Origin of the sequence: Neptuniibacter halophilus (assembly GCF_030295765.1) — a bacterium.
GTDB lineage: Bacteria > Pseudomonadota > Gammaproteobacteria > Pseudomonadales > Balneatricaceae > Neptuniibacter > Neptuniibacter halophilus.
Genome location: NZ_AP027292.1, coordinates 39,669 through 55,645 on the forward strand (window position 1 = coordinate 39,669; position 15,977 = coordinate 55,645).

The following is a 15,977-nucleotide window of genomic DNA, read 5'->3' on the forward strand; positions in this document are numbered from 1 at the left end:
TCAGCCTGCGTGAGCCAGCGCGGAGGGCGACTGACAGCCGACAATCGCCGGTGCCTGCCGGATCAGGCTGTCATCCTCCAGCGCGGCCACCATAAACAGGGCAAAATCGATCCGGCGGGTCAGATTACTGGCCAGCGCCGGGTCACCTACATGCTCACGCCAGATTGGCAGCCCCTGCGATTCCCCCTCCTCCAGATCACTGCCGCGCACCACCGTCCAGAGAGTATCACTGGCAAAAATTCGCGCGCAGGCCTCGACCTGATCTTTGAGTTCGACCAGACGCAGCGCACGGGCAATCGCCCCAAACACTGTAACCAGGGCCTTCAATTTCCACGAATAACGATCCTGCCCATCACGGCTGATATGCCAGCCGCAGGAAAAAATTAAGCGCGCACCCGGTTCTGCGTAATCCATGACAGCCTGCGCGGTACCGGATGAGTATTGCTGTACGCCCCAGGGCGCAAGCACGACCAGTACACCGCTGCAGCCTTTCACCGCCTCACGGATAACCTCGCGGTCATTAGTTTTACCGGGAATAATGCGGATCTGCTCCCTGTAAGGCTCCAGCTTCGGCACACTTTCAGGCCGGCACACGGCAACCACTTCATAGCCCCGCTCCAGCGCGTGCTGCAGCATATAACGTCCGAGTTTTCCTGAAGCCCCGACAATACAGATCTTTTTCATCTTCCCTCACTGGCTCTGTTAACACCGATTTCCCTGAATTCAGGCATCAGAAAATCTACCGAATAGCCGCTTCAATCGCCAGCATAACTAGCAAACAAAAATGACAGAAATATGACCTTGATCCGGCGCGAACCGCGTTTCACTGCTATTTCCGCTATTCAATTCTCTGTACCCGGCAGCAATGCTCCGGTACAGGCCTATCCCCAGATTTTCTAACCCCGCCATTAAGAAACCCTCCATTTTTTAATCCGCACAACCCGACCAGAATGGCGCCATCGATTAACCAGCACATACAGGATTTTTCAGATGTCTGTTGCCAATCAGCAGAATCAGGCCAACCGCCAGCAGTGGATGGACACCCTGGCTAAAGCCGATAGCGAAACACTGGTTCGCTTATGGCGGACGCTCGGGCCTGAGCCTGAATACAGTTTTATCCGTCAGCCTGAAACCGGGCTGACCATGGTTCGTGGCCGCATCGGCGGCAGTGGCCAGCCGTTTAACATCGGTGAGATGACCCTCACCCGCTGTGCTGTCCGGCTCAGTAGCGGCACGCTTGGCGTCAGCTATGTAGCCGGTCGTAACCAGCAGCACGCCACGATCGCCGCGCTGGCGGATGCCCTGTTACAACAAGCCGACAGCTCTGCTCAGGTACAGCAACAACTGATCACGCCGCTGCAGCAGGCTTACACCGCGAATAAAACCGCGCGCGAGGCACAAGTCAGCCAGACCAAAGTGGACTTCTTCACTCTGGTCAGGGGGGAGGACTGATGAACAAGACTCAGGTAGACGCCGAACTGCTGATCGGCGGCTTTCCGCAACCAGTAGCCGATTCCCAGCAACTGTTCCGTTCTGCACTTAAAGCGATGAGCGAACCCGGAACGCAGGTCAGCGCCATTAAAGGACTGAATACGCCTGAGCAACTCCAGCCCGGCAGTTGGCAACTGGCACTGGCGCTGTTTGATCCGGATACCCGCATCTGGCTCAGCCCGCGCCTGCGGCAGAACGCCAGCCTGCTCAGCAATCTGCGTTTTCACTGCCGGTGCCCAATGACTGATGAGCCCAAAAACGCCGATTTCGCGCTGGCCGATGCCGACGAACTACCGGATCTGGATCGTTTTAACTGGGGCAGTTCCGAGTATCCGGACCGCTCCACCACCCTGATTATTCAGGTGCCGGCGATCAGTGATGAGCCTTTCTGGCAACTGAGCGGCCCGGGAATTGAACACAGCCGCCCATTGCGAATCGGCGGCCTCGACGCAACCTTCCGTGAGCAGCTTATCGCCAGCCGGAGACGCTTTCCGCTGGGCATCGACACTCTGTTCTGCAGCGGTGAAACCCTGGTTGCCCTGCCCCGAACCACCCGGATCAACGAGGAGTCTGTCTGATGTATGTAGCGGTAAAAGGCGGCGAAAAGGCCATAGACAGTGCACACAGCCTGATGCGCACTCAGCGCCGCGGCGATCTTCAGGTCGCTGAACTCAGTGTCAGCCAGATTCAGCAACAACTGGGGCAAGCGGTCGATCGGGTGATGAACGAAGGTTCAGTCTACGACCCGGAGCTGGCGGCACTGGCTCTGAAGCAGTCAGGTGGCGATATGCTGGAAGCGATCTTCCTGCTGCGTGCCTATCGCACCACCCTGCCCCGCTTCGGTTACAGCGAAGCGATCGATACTGAAACGATGCAGATTGAGCGCCGGATATCGGGCACGTTCAAAGACCTTCCCGGCGGCCAGATCCTCGGCTCAACCTATGACTATACCCACCGCCTGCTGGATTTCAGCCTGCTGGCCAGTGGTGAAGCAGGTCTTGGCAGCAACGAATTCAGCACAAGTCCGACAGCACCGGCGGCGGTGGAAAGCTGCCCCCGGGTACTGGAGATTCTGAACAAAGAGGGGCTGATCGAGCAGAGCCGGCAGCCCGGCGAAACCGATCAGACACCCCGCGACCTGACCCGCGAACCGGTCAACTATCCGGCAGAAAGGAGCCTGCGGCTGCAGAACCTGATCCGTGGAGATGAAGGTTTTCTGCTCTCACTCAGCTACGCCTCCATGCGTGGCTACGGCGACAGCCACCCCTTTGCCGGCGAGATCCGGATCGGCCGGGTGAGTGTAGAGCTGGTTCCGGAGGAGCTGGGTTTTCCACTTGAGGTCGGTGAAATCCTGCTCTCTGAGTGCGAAATGGTTAACCAGTTTAAAGGCAGTAAAACCCAGCCCCCGCAGTTTACCCGTGGCTACGGCGTGGCCTTCGGCCGGGCGGAGCGCAAAGCGATGTCGGTCGCACTGGTCGAGCGTGCCCTGCGCGCCGAAGAGCTGGACGAAGAGGTGCTGTTTCCGACTCAGGATCAGGAGTTTGTGCTGGCACATACTGATGCGGTCTCTGCCAACGGCTTTGTTTCCCACCTGAAACTGCCGCACTACGTCGATTTTCAGTCGGAACTGGAGATGATCCGCCGCCTGCGCCGGGAAAACAGCACGCCGCAACAGGGTAACGAGGAATAAACCATGACAACAAACACAGGCTACAACTTTGCCTATCTGGATGAGCAGTCAAAGCGGATGATTCGCCGGGCCATCCTTAAGGGCGTTGCCATTCCCGGATATCAGGTGCCCTTCGGCGGCCGCGAGATGCCACTGCCTCACGGCTGGGGTACCGGCGGCATGCAGGTGACGGCGAGCATTATCGGTGAATCGGACCGTCTTAAAGTGATCGATCAGGGCGCTGATGACACCACCAATGCGGTGAGTATCCGCCGCTTTTTCGCCCACACCGCTGGCGTGGAAACCACCGAAAAAACCGCCGATGCCACGTTGATTCAGACCCGGCACCGGATACCGGAACGCCCGCTGCAGGCGGATCAGATCCTGATCTATCAGGTACCGATCCCAGAGCCGCTGCGCTATATCGAACCGCGCGAGAGTGAAACCCGCAAAATGCACGCCCTGCGCGAGTACGGTGCGATGCAGGTCAAACTCTATGAAGACGTGGCCCGCTTTGGCCATATCGCCACCAGTTATGACTACCCGGTGTTCGTCAACGATCGCTACATGATGGACCCCTCGCCCATCCCGAAATTCGACAATCCGAAAATGAACAGGATGCCGGCACTGCAACTGTTCGGCGCCGGTTTCGAGAAACGTATTTATGCCGTACCCCCCTTTACCCGGGTGGAAAGCCTCGACTTCGATGATTACCCGTTTGAGGTCCAGACGTGGCAGGAAAACTGCGCCATCTGTGGTTCCGATCACAGTTTCCTTGATGAAGTGATCACCGATGACCGGGGCAGCAAGATGTTTGTCTGCTCCGATACCGACTACTGCCGGGAGCGGGTGGAAACCTATGGCCCGGTGCAGGAGGCAACCCTGTGAACCCCTCAACCAGCATGACTGAAATGAGCATGACCGAGATGAACAAGAATCCGACTTGGCAGGATATAGCACCGCTGCTCAGTGTGCGCGAGCTGAGTAAATTCTATGCGCCGGGCAAAGGCTGTGGCGATATCAGTTTTGACCTTTATCCCGGTGAAGTTCTGGGCATTGTCGGCGAATCCGGCTCCGGAAAATCGACCCTGCTCAGCAGTCTCTCTTCACGGCTGATTCCTGACGCGGGTCAGGTGATCTACAACAGCGAGCAGTTCGGCGAGATGGATCTGTACCAGTGTGATGAGGCTCAACGGCGCATTCTGATGCGCTCCGAATGGGGGATCGTCCACCAGCACCCACGGGATGGTCTGCGGATGAATGTCAGCGCCGGCGCCAATATCGGTGAACGGCTGATGGCTGTGGGCGAGCGTCACTACGGCGCTATCCGCAGCAAGGCGGAAACCTGGCTGGAAGCGGTGGAGATCGATATCAACCGTATCGATGACCGCCCGACCCAGTTCTCCGGTGGTATGCAGCAGCGTTTGCAGATCGCCCGCAATCTGGTCACCCACCCCCGGCTGATCTTTATGGATGAACCCACCGGCGGACTGGATGTTTCAGTGCAGGCGAAACTGCTCGATCTGCTGCGCAATCTGGTGGCACAACTGGGCCTGTCGGTGATTATCGTCACCCACGATCTGGCCGTGGCGCGATTGCTGGCACACCGGCTGATGGTAATGCGTCGCGGCGCGGTAGTAGAAACAGGCCTTACCGATCAGGTGCTGGACGATCCGCAACACCCTTACACCCAGCTACTGGTCTCCTCGATCCTGCAGAACTAAGGAGTAACACCATGACAACCATGATTCAGGTCACCGCGGTTGAAAAATCCTTCACCCTGCACAATCAGGGCGGAGTCAGCTTTGAAGTGCTCAGTAACGCCCGGCTTGAAGTCGCCGCCGGCGAATGTGTCGTGCTTCACGGCCAGTCCGGTGCCGGTAAGAGCACCCTGCTGAAGGCGCTATACGCCAATTACGCTATTAACCGGGGCAGCATCTGTCTGCGCGATGGTGAGGAGATGGTCGATATCACCCGCGCCCTGCCGCGCCGGATTATCGCCCTGCGCCGTCAGACGGTCGGGTATGTATCTCAGTTTCTGCGGGTCATCCCACGGTTGCCGACCCTGCAGGTGGTGATGCAGCCCTTGCTCGATCTGGGTGTTGACCCAACGACCTGTGAAGCCCGGGCAAAACACCTGCTGCAACGGCTTAACGTGCCGCAGCGGCTCTGGCACCTCGCACCGGGCACCTTCTCCGGTGGCGAACAGCAGCGGGTAAATATCGCCCGTGGTTTTATCGTTGATTACCCGATTATGCTGCTGGATGAGCCAACGGCCTCCCTCGACGCCAACAACCGCAAAGTCGTGGTGGAGCTGATTAACGAAGTCAAACAACGCGGCAGCGCACTGGTCGGGATCTTCCACGATGAAGATGTCAGGGAAGCTGTCGCCGACCGACTGGTAGATATCAAAGCGATCTGAACCGGCCTGACGCCGAAGAAAAAGTTGAGTAACGATGAAAGAACAGATTCTGACAAACGCCAAACTGATCCTGCGCGATGAAGTGATCAACGGTACCCTGCTGATCCGTGACGGCCTGATCGCCGGGATCAGCGAAAGCCAGAGCCAGTTGCCGCAGGCAGAGGATCTGGATCAGGAGTACCTGATGCCGGGGATGGTAGAGCTGCATACTGATAATCAGGAAAAATACTTCACTCCACGCCCCAGAGTCGACTGGCCGGGGCATATGGCGATGGCGACCCACGATGCACAACTGGTCGCCGCCGGGATTACCACCTCGTTCGATTCGGTAGCCCTTGGCGATATTATCGGTGACAGCACCCGGGTCGAAAAACTGGATGCGATGATCCGCGCCATTGTCGATTCAGAAAAACAGGGCATCACCCGCGCCAGCCACCTGCTGCACCTGCGCTGCGAAGTCAGTTTTCCGGATCTGATGCCGCTGTTTGAGCAGTATATCGGTGAAGAGCGGGTACGGCTTGTATCAGTGATGGACCACGCACCGGGCCAACGCCAGTTTCCACCGGAGAATATCCCCAAATACCGCGAGTATTATCAGATCAAGTACGGACTGAGCGACAACGAGATGGATGGATTTATCCGCGTGCAACAGGAAAACAGCGCCCGATACGCGGATCGCTTCCGCCGTACCATCTGCGAAGTCTGCCATGATCGCGGCATAGCCATCGCCAGTCACGATGATGCAACAGAGGCCCACGCACGCGAGTCAGCAGCACTGGGCATGCGCGTTGCCGAATTCCCCACCACACTGGAAGCGGCCAGTGTATCTCACGAACTGGGGCTTAATGTGCTGATGGGCGCACCGAATATCGTACGCGGCGGTTCCCACTCCGGTAATATTGCTGCGAAAGACCTCGCCAGCGCCGGAGTGCTGGATATTCTCAGCTCGGACTATTACCCTTCTGCTTTGATCCAGTCCGCCTTTATGGTCGCCAATATGGACGATAACCCCTACAGCCTGCCCGATGCGATCCGTCTGGTCAGCTATAACCCGGCACGCGCCGCCAACCTGAATGACCGAGGAGAAATAGCCGTGGGCCAACGTGCCGATCTGGTTCAGGTTAACAGCCATTCCCTGATGCCGCTGGTAGAGCGGGTCTGGTCCCGTGGCAAGCGGGTATTCTGATATGTCAGGCACACTGTTTTATCTGATAGGCGCCTCCGGTTCCGGCAAAGACTCGCTGTTGCAGGGCTGCCGGGCCCGGCTTGAAAGCGAGAGCCACACCCTGACCGCGCACCGGTTTATCACCCGTGCAGCGGGTGCCGGTGGCGAAAACCATGTTCATCTGACCGAAACCGAATTTGCGCAACGGGTTAAAGGCGGCCTGTTTGCCATGCACTGGGCCTCTCACAACCATCTTTACGGCATCAGCAGGGAGATTGATAGCTGGCTGGATGCAGGCTTCAATGTGCTGGTCAACGGCTCGCGTGAATACCTGCCCCGAGCGCTGGCCCGGTATGACGAGTTGATTCCGGTGATGATTGAGGTAAAGCCGGAGCTGCTGCGCGAGCGCCTGATCCGGCGCGGACGCGAGAGCAGTGCGGAAATCGAACAGCGGCTGCTCAGACACCAGCAGTTACTGCATCAACTGCCGGAGGGTACCCTGTTTGTCGATAACAGCGGCACGCTGGAACAGGGAATCGAAAGCCTGATGCAGATCATCAACCATAACTGCTGGCAGCCCACCCCATGATAAAATTTCAATTCCTCGGCACCGGCGATGTGGCTCAGGTGCCGGTATTCGGCTGCCCCTGCGATGTCTGCGAACGGGCAAGACACGTCGCCCGGTTCCGGCGCAAACCCTGCAGCGCCCGACTGCAACTGCCCGATGCCGGTATAGATCTGCTGATCGATGGCGGCCTGACCGACCTCTGCGAGCGCTTTCAGCCCGGCCAGCTCAGCGCCATTTTGCTGACTCACTACCATGTGGATCATGTTCAGGGGCTTTTTCATCTGCGCTGGGGACAGGGTGAGAAGATTCCCGTGTTTGGCCCTGACGACACCACCGGCTGTGCCGACCTGCTGAAACACCCCGGCATACTGGCATTTCAGCCGGTACCGGCAGCATTCGTGCCGTTTCAACTGGGCCCTCTGCAGATCACCCCGATTCCTCTGCAACACTCAAAACCCACCTACGGTTACCTGTTCCGACACGGCGACATATCCTTCGCTTACCTGACCGATACGGTCGGCCTGCCGCCACAGAGTCTGGCATTTCTGCAACAGATTCCGGGTCTGAAACTGGCGATCGATTGCACCCACCCGCCCTCTCCGGACAAGCCACGTAATCACAACGATTTTTCACTGTTACAGAAATTGGCGAAAGAACTCCCGGCAGAGCAGATATGGCTGACCCATATCAGCCATGAGATGGATCGGTGGTTGTTACGCAACCCGTTACCTGAACCTTTCAGGCTGGCCTGGGATGACCTCTGTCTGGAGCTGGACTGAGCCCGCTCCGACAGGAGAAAGCGTTATTTTTTAAGCCCGGTGTCCGGACGGTCCAACTGACCGATATCCAGCATCGGTGCTGCATCCAGATGCTGCGCATCGAGCATAAAGGCGACACGTTCCAGTGCGGAGATCACCATTGACTGCTCCCAGCCCTGCATATCATCAAAACGGCGACTGAACAGATCCTGCTGCGGCGTCGGCGCACCTTTGATCAGCTCAAGTCCTTCCTGAGTCAGGTTAACCCAGACCTTACGCTTATCTTCAGTGCCACGCTCACGAGAGATCAGGTTCTTTTTCTCCAGACGATCCAGAATACTGGTCACCGTTGCCTGAGTCAGCGTGATCTCTTTCGCCAGTTCCCCGGTACTCAGGGGTGCTGACATACGCAGGGTCTGCATAATCATTAATTGCGGCAGTGTCAGCCCGGTACAGCGGCTGATCTCTTTATCCTGCATATCGGTGGCCCTGATAATCTGTCGCAACAGGACCAGAGCATCCTGACTTTTATCCATGATAACTTCGCTCATCACATTATTCCGGCGGCTGATTTTACTCCCATCCACAGGCTTTAGAAACGTGTAAATCCTCTCGTAGCAAGCCCCTGCAGAACACCGGCGGTTAAGTACCGCCGGGCGAACATAGGGCAGCCTGTTTATTTAGCATAGCGAATGTTTTAACATGCTAAGTAATCAGGCGTCACGGATTCTCTGTTTTGCTAAGTAGCACCTTGCAAAAACGCGGCAGTCAGGCGGAGCTTCTCCGCTGTTTACCCTCACTTTTGCGGAATCAAACCGCAGAGACTGATCACCCCTACCTATCGGCAGCCCGCCGTTGCACCCCTGCCAAGCAACAGAACTCCTTTGCATATCTAAAATCCTGCTTCGGTTTAAAGCCCGAAAAGGATCAGTTTCATCAAGAAAATCCCGGATTTAATCATAAACACTACGCCAACCGGGCCCGCTTCCGGCCCCGATTAATAACCACAAAAATCTGATACGACGTACTGGAGTTACCATGAAATCTATAGCTTATGCTGCTATTCCACTGCTTTTAACCAGCACCGCTTCATTTGCCGGCGAAGCCTGTGGCAAGGTCACTATCGCCGATATGAACTGGAGCTCCGCTACCCTGATGGCGAATGTCGACCGCTTTATTCTGGAACACGGTTATAACTGTGATGCCGAGCTGGTGCCCGGCGATACCATGCCGACCGGTACCTCAATGATCGAAAAAGGCGAGCCGGATATTGCGCCAGAGATGTGGAGTAACTCCCTGCGTGAAGCACTGGACAAAGGTGTCGCCGAAAAACGCCTGCGTTATGCAGGGAATTCTCTCTCCGACGGTGGTGAAGAGGGATTCTGGGTACCGACCTACCTGCTGGAGAAATACCCCAACCTGAACACCATCGAAGGGATCAAGGCCAATGCAAAGCTGTTTGAGCACCCTGAAGATCCGGATGCATCAGCGTTTTACGGCTGCCCTGCCGGCTGGAACTGTCAGATCAGTGCGGGCAACCTGTTCAAGGCGCTGAAGCTGGAAGACTCCGGTTTTGAGATGATCGATCCGGGTTCCGGTGCGGGCCTGTCCGGTGCCATCGCTAAAGCTTACGAGCGTGGCGAGCCATGGTTCGGCTACTACTGGGCACCCACCTCTGTACTGGGTAAATATGAGATGACCAAAGTGGACTTTGGCAGTGGCGTTGATAAAGATGAATACATTAACTGCACCTCAATGGAGGGCTGTGAAAGCCCGAAAGTGACCATGTACCCGCCATCACTGGTACAGACCGTGACCACAGAAGGATTTGCCAGCCGCTCACCGGAAGCCTACAGCTATCTGAGTCAGCGTGCTTTCACCAACGCCCAGATGAACGCCCTGCTGGCGTGGATGGAAGACAATCAGGCGGACGGTGAAGTCGCGATGGAATACTTCCTCACCGAGCATGAAGCGATCTGGACTCAGTGGGTAACGCCGGAAGTCGCCGCAAAAGTTAAATCCGCGCTGTAAACCGAACGCGCCCACTGCACTGCGGTGGGCGCCGATTGACCCTGAGGTTGTATTATGGCCGATTCCAACTGGCTGACCGAGTTCCCCCAACTGGATCGCAGTGCCCTGCGCGATATACGTAAAGCGCTCGATTCCGGTTACCGGGACTTTTCCCGTGAATACGGGGATATTATTGAATCCTTTTTTGATCCCCTGCTGACCTTTCTGGTCTGGTTTGAAAAACTGCTGCTGGCCACCCCGTGGTGGCTTGTTATCGCAGTCGTCGCCGGGCTCAGCTACCTGGCCAGCCGCTCCTGGAAACTGGGACTGGGCGTTGTCGTCTCCTTCCTGCTGATCGGCTATTTCGGCATGTGGGACGACACGATGCGCACCATGAGCATTATTCTGGTCTGTACCCTGCTGGCTATTGCGCTGGGGGTGCCTATCGGTATCGCCATGGCCCGCTCTGACCGGACTCAGTCACTGGTCACGCCGGTGCTGGATATTATGCAGACCATGCCTGCTTTCGTTTATCTGATCCCGGTGGTGATGCTGCTCGGCATCGGTAAAATTCCGGGGGTCATTGCGGTCATCATTTATGCGATTCCGCCGGTGATCCGCCTCACCAATCTGGGGATACGTCTGGTCGACAAAGATGTAATGGAAGCCGCCACCGCCTACGGTGCCAGCGCCCGGCAGCGTTTGCTTGATGTCCAGCTCCCGCTGGCAATGCCCACCATCATGGCGGGTATTAACCAGACGATTATGATGGCGCTGTCGATGGTGGTTATCGCCTCGATGATCGGCGTAAAAGGCCTCGGCCAGCCGGTGCTCAAGTCAATCACCAACCAGTACTTCACTCTGGGCCTGCTGAATGGTCTGGCCATTGTTGCACTGGCTATTATTTTCGACCGGGTCTCTCAGGCTTACGCCAAACGTACCCAGAGCCATCTGGAGGGTATGGATCATGGCTGATGACCTGCTGATCGAAGTAAAGGGGCTTTATAAGCTGTTCGGCAATCAGCCCGAAAAGCATATGCCGCTGGTTCATCAGGGCCAGTCCAAGGATGAAATCCTTGCCGCAACCGGCCATACACTGGGCCTTAAAGATATCAACCTGCAGATCCGAAGGGGCGAAATCTTTGTGATTATGGGCCTCTCCGGCTCCGGGAAATCCACCCTGATCCGTCACTTCAACCGGCTGATCGATCCGACGGAAGGGGTCATCAAGGTTGAAGGCAGTGATGTGATGCAGTTTGGCCCTAATGAGCTCCAGGAGTTCCGCCGGCACAAAATGTCGATGGTATTTCAGCGCTTCGGCCTGCTGCCACACAAGACCGTCGTGGCCAATGTCGCCTACGGCCTGAGCATTCAGGGCGTGGCCAAATCCGAAGCGAATACTAAAGCCAGAGAGTGGCTCGAAACAGTCGGTCTGGCAGGTTATGAGGAGCAATACCCCTCACAGCTTTCCGGTGGTCAGCAACAGCGTGTTGGTCTGGCCCGCGCCCTGTGCACCGATGCTGAAATTCTGCTGATGGATGAGGCCTTCTCTGCACTTGACCCGCTGATCCGCTCGGAGATGCAGGACCAGTTGATTCAGCTTCAGGAAACACTGCACAAAACCATTATCTTTATCACCCACGATCTGGATGAGGCACTGCGTCTGGGTGACCGGATTGCGATCCTTAAAGATGGCGAGATTGTTCAGCAGGGTGAACCGGAAGATATTCTGCTTAATCCGGCAACCGATTATGTCGAAGCTTTTGTCCGTGACGTTAACCGCGCCCGGGCACTGACCGTAGAAACCGTGATGAAACCGCCGGCTTACCGGATCGCCGCCGATACCATTGAGGAAGCGCTGCAACAGATGCGCGGATTCAAAAAGGATTATGGCTATCTGGTCAGCGGTGATGGCTATCAGGGCATGGTCACCGAGGACACGCTGGAAGAAGCCTACCGGGACAATAAAGATGCCGAACTGAGTGAAGCCATTATTGAATCGGTAGAACCGGTTGAACAGGCAGCAGTGCTGGAAACCGTTATTCCCTGCACACTGGAAGCGGATTATCCCCTGCCCGTGGTCGATGAGGAGGGTAACCTGACCGGCCGCCTTTCCCGCGGCACCCTGTCTGACGTACTCGGTGAACGCTCACAGTAGTCTGCGCAGCGGTTCAGGATAAAAAAAGCCACCTTATTCAGGTGGCTTTTTTCTGATCGTCGGCTCAGGCTTTCTTAACAAATGCCGCCGTCACCATCATATCGCCGGCACCGTCCACTTTGCAGTCAAGCTCGTGGTCCTTACCGTCAACAATCCGCTTGATCGTCGCTTTGGTACCGATTTTCAGTACCTGAGAGCTGCCCTTAACCTTCAGGTCTTTAACCATTGTGACTTTATCCCCGGCTTCAAGCTGAGTGCCGTTGGCATCTTTCGCCGTCGGTTCTGCGTCTTCAGCATTCACTTCGTTGGGGTTCCACTCGTGGGCACACTCAGGACAGATCATCAGTTCCTGATCCTGATAAACAAATTCGGAGTTACATTTCGGGCAAGGAGGTAGAGACATAGCTTTTTTAACTTCTTTTAATATGAGTTTAACGGGCTCACAGCAGCCCGCTGAGGAGGGCGGGTAGTTTAACCGATAATCGCCCCATTATTCATTTATCGAAGTGAATTAAAACCAAAATGCATATCAAAGCCGCCCCGGTGTTACCCGGGCAATCGCCTGAAACTCGCGGGTCATATGGGCCTGATCACTGAAACCAAACGCATGTGCCGTCTCGGCCAGCCCCGCCTGCGGATGCTGGCGTAGGTGCTGAACCGCTTTGCGGATACGCACAATCCTTTGATAGCGTTTTGGGGTCATCTGCAGCCAGCGCTGAAACAGCCGCTCAATCTGGCGCTGACTCAAGCCCTGACCGGGGTATTGATTTCCACTCCCCTGAGGATGCTCTGCCTGTAAAAACGCCTGTATTAAGGCATCGGGTATCGGCTCCGGCTCTGACAGTGCATCGCTCGCCCAGCGCTCCAGCCTGGTTTTTCTGCTGTCAAAATCAGGCTCCTCACACAAACGGGTATAGAGCTGAAATAACGCTGCAAACCGATCATCACCGCTCTGTAGCAAAGTCGGGCTGGCATAGTGCCGGGCAAATAAAGCGTAACTGACCGCGGGATGAAAGCGGATACCCACCAGCTCGGAGCCGGGGCCCAGACAGATGGTTTGCGCCTGCTGGCTGACTGGCAGCATGATCACGCCCTGAGGCAGACTGGTTTCACCCATCCTGAGCTGCCCTGCAAGGTTAAAAAGAATCCCGCTGCCGGCATCAGAGTAGAGTCGCTTCTTGATGGTGTGATGCTGCATCACCTGAGCAGACCAGATTGCCTGCACACAGGCCGCAAGCTGCCCCGAGGGTCGGGACAGCCTGAACTCAAGTCCGTGGTTAACTGCGTTGTCAGGGTTTATAACTGCCCACCTCTGGTTTAAATGTTTTGGCAATCCGGTTCCAACTGTTGATCGCATTAATAGCGACATTCAGATCCACCAGCGCCTGCTCCCCCAACACTTCGACCAGTTGCCTGTAGCGCTGATCATCAACGGCAAGTGCAGCACTCAGATGCTCCGCCCAGTCCAGCGCCGCACGTTCAGTTTCAGTGTACAGTGGCATATCACGCCAGGCATTTAACCCCAGCAGGCGCGCTGTGGTTTCCCCCTGTGCCAGTGCATCGCGGCTGTGCATATCAATACAGAAAGCACACTGGTTGATCTGTGAAACCCTGAGTTTAACCAATTCCCAGAGCGAAATTGACAGTGTTTCGGAAACAGTGAATTGCTCCCGGAGGTAGTTCTCCTGCTGCAACAGAATTTCCATTGCGCCGGCACCCAGTTGAAAGTAGTTAGCCCGTGTAGTGGTGCTTATTGTCATGTGATCTCTCCTCAGATGATTTAACTGAGAAGATAACCGGGTGCGTGAAGCGGGTATTGAAGATTTCCGACATCCGCAGGTCACCGTGATGCCCGACCGGAATGGCGCGCAAACGCCGATTATAGTTTGCCTTTAATCGCCTTGAGCTTCATTTTCAGTTGCTCTTTCTTGCCAATCTTTTCCAGCTTTTTGCGTTTTACCGGCTTGCTCACTTCTGCTGCTTCCAGCTCGGCTTTGAAGGCTTTCAGTTGCGACTTGAGTTCCTGTTTAAGCTCCTGACTCAGATGGCCACGGCTCTTCAATGCCTCAGTCGCCTCACAAATCAGACCGGGAAAGGCCCCCAGAATAACCTCCTCCGGGGTACGCTTTTTGATCTCCTGTCTCAACACAGATCGATCAGCCAGCCATTTTTCCAGCTCCTCGATCTCACGCTGCGAAAGCAGTGCTGCCACATGGGGCGCAACAGTATCGATACCTATATCAAAGGTAACGACGGTCTGCTCCTCGCCTTCGGGTAACAGCCGGATACAGTGCACTTTCTGTTCTGTGGTAATAAATCGCATTACGTCTCCCTTACTCCATTGATCACGACTCTCCTCCTCTGACGCATGACTCACTCCTTGTCGAGCCCATCGACGATTATCGCCCCCATCGATGCAGGCATAGCCACAATAATGGTTCGCTTAAGCGCCAACAGCGGATCACTCCAGAGAGGAAATTTATCCAGAGATGATAACACCAGAATCACCACCAGCGTGGCAATCAGGTAAGCAATCAGTATCCGAAACAAAAAAACACCGACCCGATGACGGATATTGTGCTGAAACACACTCTGATAGGTGTAAAAGCTGAGAAATGCCAGCGAAAGCAGAAATAACAGGCTGAGGTTCAGTGCCGGCAGCGTTTGCCCCAGTTGCCATGCCTCTTCAGAAAAGGAGATCGGTACCGCCAGTGCGAAGGCCCCGATACTGACCTGACTCAGGTCTTCCAGATTAAAGCTCTGCAGCCACTTCATACCTTTGCCCGCTCCCGGATTTCTCTGCTCCAGTTTGCAGTTTACACTGCATAGCGGCCACCCAGCACCTGTAACATGGCAGTAATCACTTTGCGATGACGATCATTGACCCGGTATAGCAGATAGTCCGAGCGCGTCTCCTCTGCCTGCTCCAGATTCATAAAATGCAACCTCGGATCCACCCCCGCTTCCCCGGACATCACAAAGCCGATCCCCAGACCAGCCGCTACCGCCTCTTTTACCAGCTCCCGGCTGCCCAGCGTGAATTTGTAATTCAGGCGGATCTTCAACTGAGCAGCTACCCGATCCACCAGCCTCTGGGTATTTGAACCGGCTTCCCGGCTGATCAGCGGCAGGGCTTTCAGATCATGCAAACTGATCCGTTCCTGAGCACACCACTCAGGCGTCGCCGGTGCCGCCACCAGCAGATGCGTTTCATTCAGCACAATGCGCTGCAACCGGGGATCATCCCGGGGTTCGGTGATCAGTGCCATGTCGATCCGCTCCTGCAGCAGGTCCTGCCAGATCTGCTGAGAACTACCGGAGCTCAGTTCAATCTCGACACTGGGAAAGCGGTGCTGATATTCAGCGATCAATGGCAGCGCGACAAAGGGATTATCCACCCCGATCAGCAGTTTACCGGTCAGCTCTGAACTGTTGCTGCTGAGGCTGTCACGAATCCGGTCTTCAAGGGCAAACAGTTGCTGGGTGAGGTCAAACAGCTCCCTCCCCTGATCCGTCAGCACCACCTGATGTCCCTGTCGATCAAACAAACGCACGCCGTATTCTTTTTCAAGATTACGCACCTGCACCGTCAGAGCCGGCTGGGTCAGAGAGAGCCGTTCTGCCGCCCGGGTAAAGCTGCCTTCGACCGCTACCCGATGAAATGCCCTGAGTTGCTTATGCCGCATACCCCTCCCGATCCGGCGCGAGTGACCTTAAAAACAGCCGCACATGATCA

At 55.9% G+C, this 15,977-nt stretch carries 20 protein-coding genes; 12 read left to right on the plus strand and 8 right to left on the minus strand.

All coding sequences use genetic code 11. From position 1 onward, the window contains the following. On the minus strand, nt 1–684 hold the full coding sequence (locus QUD59_RS00185) for an NAD(P)-dependent oxidoreductase (protein WP_286238781.1): 684 nt from the start codon (nt 682–684) through the stop codon (nt 1–3). Nucleotides 685–990: 306 nt separating this feature from the next. Here QUD59_RS00185 and phnG point away from each other — a divergent pair, with 306 nt between their 5' ends. The 9 genes from phnG to phnP are packed head-to-tail and all read left to right on the plus strand — an operon-like array spanning nt 991 to nt 8,094. Next, entirely contained in the window at nt 991–1,452 is a 462-nt protein-coding gene (gene phnG, locus QUD59_RS00190; protein ID WP_286238782.1) for a phosphonate C-P lyase system protein PhnG, read from the plus strand. After that, nucleotides 1,452–2,069, plus strand: coding sequence for a phosphonate C-P lyase system protein PhnH (gene phnH, locus QUD59_RS00195; protein WP_286238785.1), 618 nt, complete (start codon nt 1,452–1,454; stop codon nt 2,067–2,069). Before phnG ends, phnH begins: the two co-directional genes overlap by 1 nt. Then, nucleotides 2,069–3,181, plus strand: coding sequence for a carbon-phosphorus lyase complex subunit (locus QUD59_RS00200; protein ID WP_286238788.1), 1,113 nt, complete (start codon nt 2,069–2,071; stop codon nt 3,179–3,181). The genes phnH and QUD59_RS00200 overlap by 1 nt, the downstream gene beginning before the upstream one ends. A 3-nt stretch (nt 3,182–3,184) precedes the next feature. Next, nucleotides 3,185–4,048: an alpha-D-ribose 1-methylphosphonate 5-phosphate C-P-lyase PhnJ gene (locus tag QUD59_RS00205; protein ID WP_286238789.1), complete on the plus strand. Its 864-nt coding sequence runs from the start codon at nt 3,185–3,187 to the stop codon at nt 4,046–4,048. Continuing rightward, entirely contained in the window at nt 4,045–4,884 is an 840-nt protein-coding gene (gene phnK, locus QUD59_RS00210) for a phosphonate C-P lyase system protein PhnK (protein WP_350227789.1), read from the plus strand. The genes QUD59_RS00205 and phnK overlap by 4 nt, the downstream gene beginning before the upstream one ends. Before the next feature lie 11 nt (nt 4,885–4,895). Next, nucleotides 4,896–5,582 (plus strand): phosphonate C-P lyase system protein PhnL, encoded by a 687-nt coding sequence (gene phnL, locus QUD59_RS00215; protein ID WP_286238791.1) that lies wholly within the window; start codon nt 4,896–4,898, stop codon nt 5,580–5,582. Nucleotides 5,583–5,616: 34 nt separating this feature from the next. Further along, nucleotides 5,617–6,768, plus strand: a complete 1,152-nt coding sequence (phnM, locus tag QUD59_RS00220) for an alpha-D-ribose 1-methylphosphonate 5-triphosphate diphosphatase (protein WP_286238792.1) — start codon at nt 5,617–5,619, stop codon at nt 6,766–6,768. Nucleotide 6,769: 1 nt separating this feature from the next. Next, nucleotides 6,770–7,336: a phosphonate metabolism protein/1,5-bisphosphokinase (PRPP-forming) PhnN gene (phnN, locus tag QUD59_RS00225; RefSeq protein WP_286238793.1), complete on the plus strand. Its 567-nt coding sequence runs from the start codon at nt 6,770–6,772 to the stop codon at nt 7,334–7,336. Further along, on the plus strand, nt 7,333–8,094 hold the full coding sequence (phnP, locus tag QUD59_RS00230) for a phosphonate metabolism protein PhnP (RefSeq protein WP_286238794.1): 762 nt from the start codon (nt 7,333–7,335) through the stop codon (nt 8,092–8,094). Before phnN ends, phnP begins: the two co-directional genes overlap by 4 nt. Before the next feature lie 23 nt (nt 8,095–8,117). On the opposite strand, the gene QUD59_RS00235 is transcribed toward phnP, so the two are convergent. Beyond that, nucleotides 8,118–8,609, minus strand: a complete 492-nt coding sequence (locus tag QUD59_RS00235) for a MarR family transcriptional regulator (protein WP_286241067.1) — start codon at nt 8,607–8,609, stop codon at nt 8,118–8,120. A gap of 502 nt (nt 8,610–9,111) precedes the next feature. On the opposite strand from QUD59_RS00235, the gene QUD59_RS00240 reads away from it, so the two are divergent. The 3 genes from QUD59_RS00240 to QUD59_RS00250 are packed head-to-tail and all read left to right on the plus strand — an operon-like array spanning nt 9,112 to nt 12,241. After that, a complete protein-coding gene (locus tag QUD59_RS00240; RefSeq protein ID WP_286238795.1) occupies nt 9,112–10,104 on the plus strand; it encodes an ABC transporter substrate-binding protein in 993 nt (330 codons plus the stop codon). A gap of 54 nt (nt 10,105–10,158) precedes the next feature. Next, entirely contained in the window at nt 10,159–11,058 is a 900-nt protein-coding gene (locus tag QUD59_RS00245) for an ABC transporter permease (protein WP_286238796.1), read from the plus strand. Next, nucleotides 11,051–12,241: a quaternary amine ABC transporter ATP-binding protein gene (locus tag QUD59_RS00250; protein WP_286238797.1), complete on the plus strand. Its 1,191-nt coding sequence runs from the start codon at nt 11,051–11,053 to the stop codon at nt 12,239–12,241. Before QUD59_RS00245 ends, QUD59_RS00250 begins: the two co-directional genes overlap by 8 nt. Nucleotides 12,242–12,305: 64 nt before the next feature. Here the strand turns inward: QUD59_RS00250 and QUD59_RS00255 are convergent, their stop codons facing one another. From QUD59_RS00255 to QUD59_RS00280, 6 genes are all read right to left on the minus strand, one after another. Next, nucleotides 12,306–12,644: a zinc ribbon domain-containing protein YjdM gene (locus QUD59_RS00255; protein ID WP_286238798.1), complete on the minus strand. Its 339-nt coding sequence runs from the start codon at nt 12,642–12,644 to the stop codon at nt 12,306–12,308. Between the two features lie 126 nt (nt 12,645–12,770). After that, nucleotides 12,771–13,466 carry a helix-turn-helix domain-containing protein gene (locus QUD59_RS00260; RefSeq protein WP_286238799.1) on the minus strand — a complete coding sequence of 232 codons (696 nt, stop codon included), beginning with the start codon at nt 13,464–13,466 and terminating at the stop codon, nt 12,771–12,773. A 64-nt stretch (nt 13,467–13,530) separates the two neighbouring features. Then, nucleotides 13,531–14,001 carry a carboxymuconolactone decarboxylase family protein gene (locus QUD59_RS00265; protein WP_286238800.1) on the minus strand — a complete coding sequence of 157 codons (471 nt, stop codon included), beginning with the start codon at nt 13,999–14,001 and terminating at the stop codon, nt 13,531–13,533. 119 nt (nt 14,002–14,120) lie between these two features. Beyond that, nucleotides 14,121–14,564 carry a hypothetical protein gene (locus tag QUD59_RS00270; protein WP_286238801.1) on the minus strand — a complete coding sequence of 148 codons (444 nt, stop codon included), beginning with the start codon at nt 14,562–14,564 and terminating at the stop codon, nt 14,121–14,123. Between the two features lie 50 nt (nt 14,565–14,614). Further along, nucleotides 14,615–15,016 (minus strand): DUF2391 family protein, encoded by a 402-nt coding sequence (locus QUD59_RS00275; RefSeq protein ID WP_286238802.1) that lies wholly within the window; start codon nt 15,014–15,016, stop codon nt 14,615–14,617. 41 nt (nt 15,017–15,057) lie between these two features. Next, the gene (locus tag QUD59_RS00280; protein ID WP_286238803.1) at nt 15,058–15,927 is read right to left on the minus strand and encodes a LysR substrate-binding domain-containing protein; all 870 of its coding nucleotides are present in this window, start codon (nt 15,925–15,927) and stop codon (nt 15,058–15,060) included. Nucleotides 15,928–15,977 lie beyond the last annotated feature (50 nt).

Bases quoted from the DNA above. Each gene is read 5' to 3' on its own strand.
- phnL (WP_286238791.1), top strand. From the start codon at position 4,896: ATGACAACCATGATTCAGGTCACCGCGGTTGAAAAATCCTTCACCCTG.
- phnP (WP_286238794.1), top strand. From the start codon at position 7,333: ATGATAAAATTTCAATTCCTCGGCACCGGCGATGTGGCTCAGGTGCCG.
- phnN (WP_286238793.1), top strand. From the start codon at position 6,770: ATGTCAGGCACACTGTTTTATCTGATAGGCGCCTCCGGTTCCGGCAAA.
- phnM (WP_286238792.1), top strand. From the start codon at position 5,617: ATGAAAGAACAGATTCTGACAAACGCCAAACTGATCCTGCGCGATGAA.
- QUD59_RS00200 (WP_286238788.1), top strand. From the start codon at position 2,069: ATGTATGTAGCGGTAAAAGGCGGCGAAAAGGCCATAGACAGTGCACAC.
- QUD59_RS00185 (WP_286238781.1), bottom strand. From the start codon at position 684: ATGAAAAAGATCTGTATTGTCGGGGCTTCAGGAAAACTCGGACGTTAT.
- QUD59_RS00280 (WP_286238803.1), bottom strand. From the start codon at position 15,927: ATGCGGCATAAGCAACTCAGGGCATTTCATCGGGTAGCGGTCGAAGGC.
- QUD59_RS00205 (WP_286238789.1), top strand. From the start codon at position 3,185: ATGACAACAAACACAGGCTACAACTTTGCCTATCTGGATGAGCAGTCA.
- QUD59_RS00265 (WP_286238800.1), bottom strand. From the start codon at position 14,001: ATGACAATAAGCACCACTACACGGGCTAACTACTTTCAACTGGGTGCC.
- phnH (WP_286238785.1), top strand. From the start codon at position 1,452: ATGAACAAGACTCAGGTAGACGCCGAACTGCTGATCGGCGGCTTTCCG.
- QUD59_RS00250 (WP_286238797.1), top strand. From the start codon at position 11,051: ATGGCTGATGACCTGCTGATCGAAGTAAAGGGGCTTTATAAGCTGTTC.
- phnG (WP_286238782.1), top strand. From the start codon at position 991: ATGTCTGTTGCCAATCAGCAGAATCAGGCCAACCGCCAGCAGTGGATG.
- QUD59_RS00275 (WP_286238802.1), bottom strand. From the start codon at position 15,016: ATGAAGTGGCTGCAGAGCTTTAATCTGGAAGACCTGAGTCAGGTCAGT.
- QUD59_RS00240 (WP_286238795.1), top strand. From the start codon at position 9,112: ATGAAATCTATAGCTTATGCTGCTATTCCACTGCTTTTAACCAGCACC.
- QUD59_RS00270 (WP_286238801.1), bottom strand. From the start codon at position 14,564: ATGCGATTTATTACCACAGAACAGAAAGTGCACTGTATCCGGCTGTTA.
- QUD59_RS00235 (WP_286241067.1), bottom strand. From the start codon at position 8,609: ATGGATAAAAGTCAGGATGCTCTGGTCCTGTTGCGACAGATTATCAGG.
- QUD59_RS00255 (WP_286238798.1), bottom strand. From the start codon at position 12,644: ATGTCTCTACCTCCTTGCCCGAAATGTAACTCCGAATTTGTTTATCAG.
- QUD59_RS00245 (WP_286238796.1), top strand. From the start codon at position 10,159: ATGGCCGATTCCAACTGGCTGACCGAGTTCCCCCAACTGGATCGCAGT.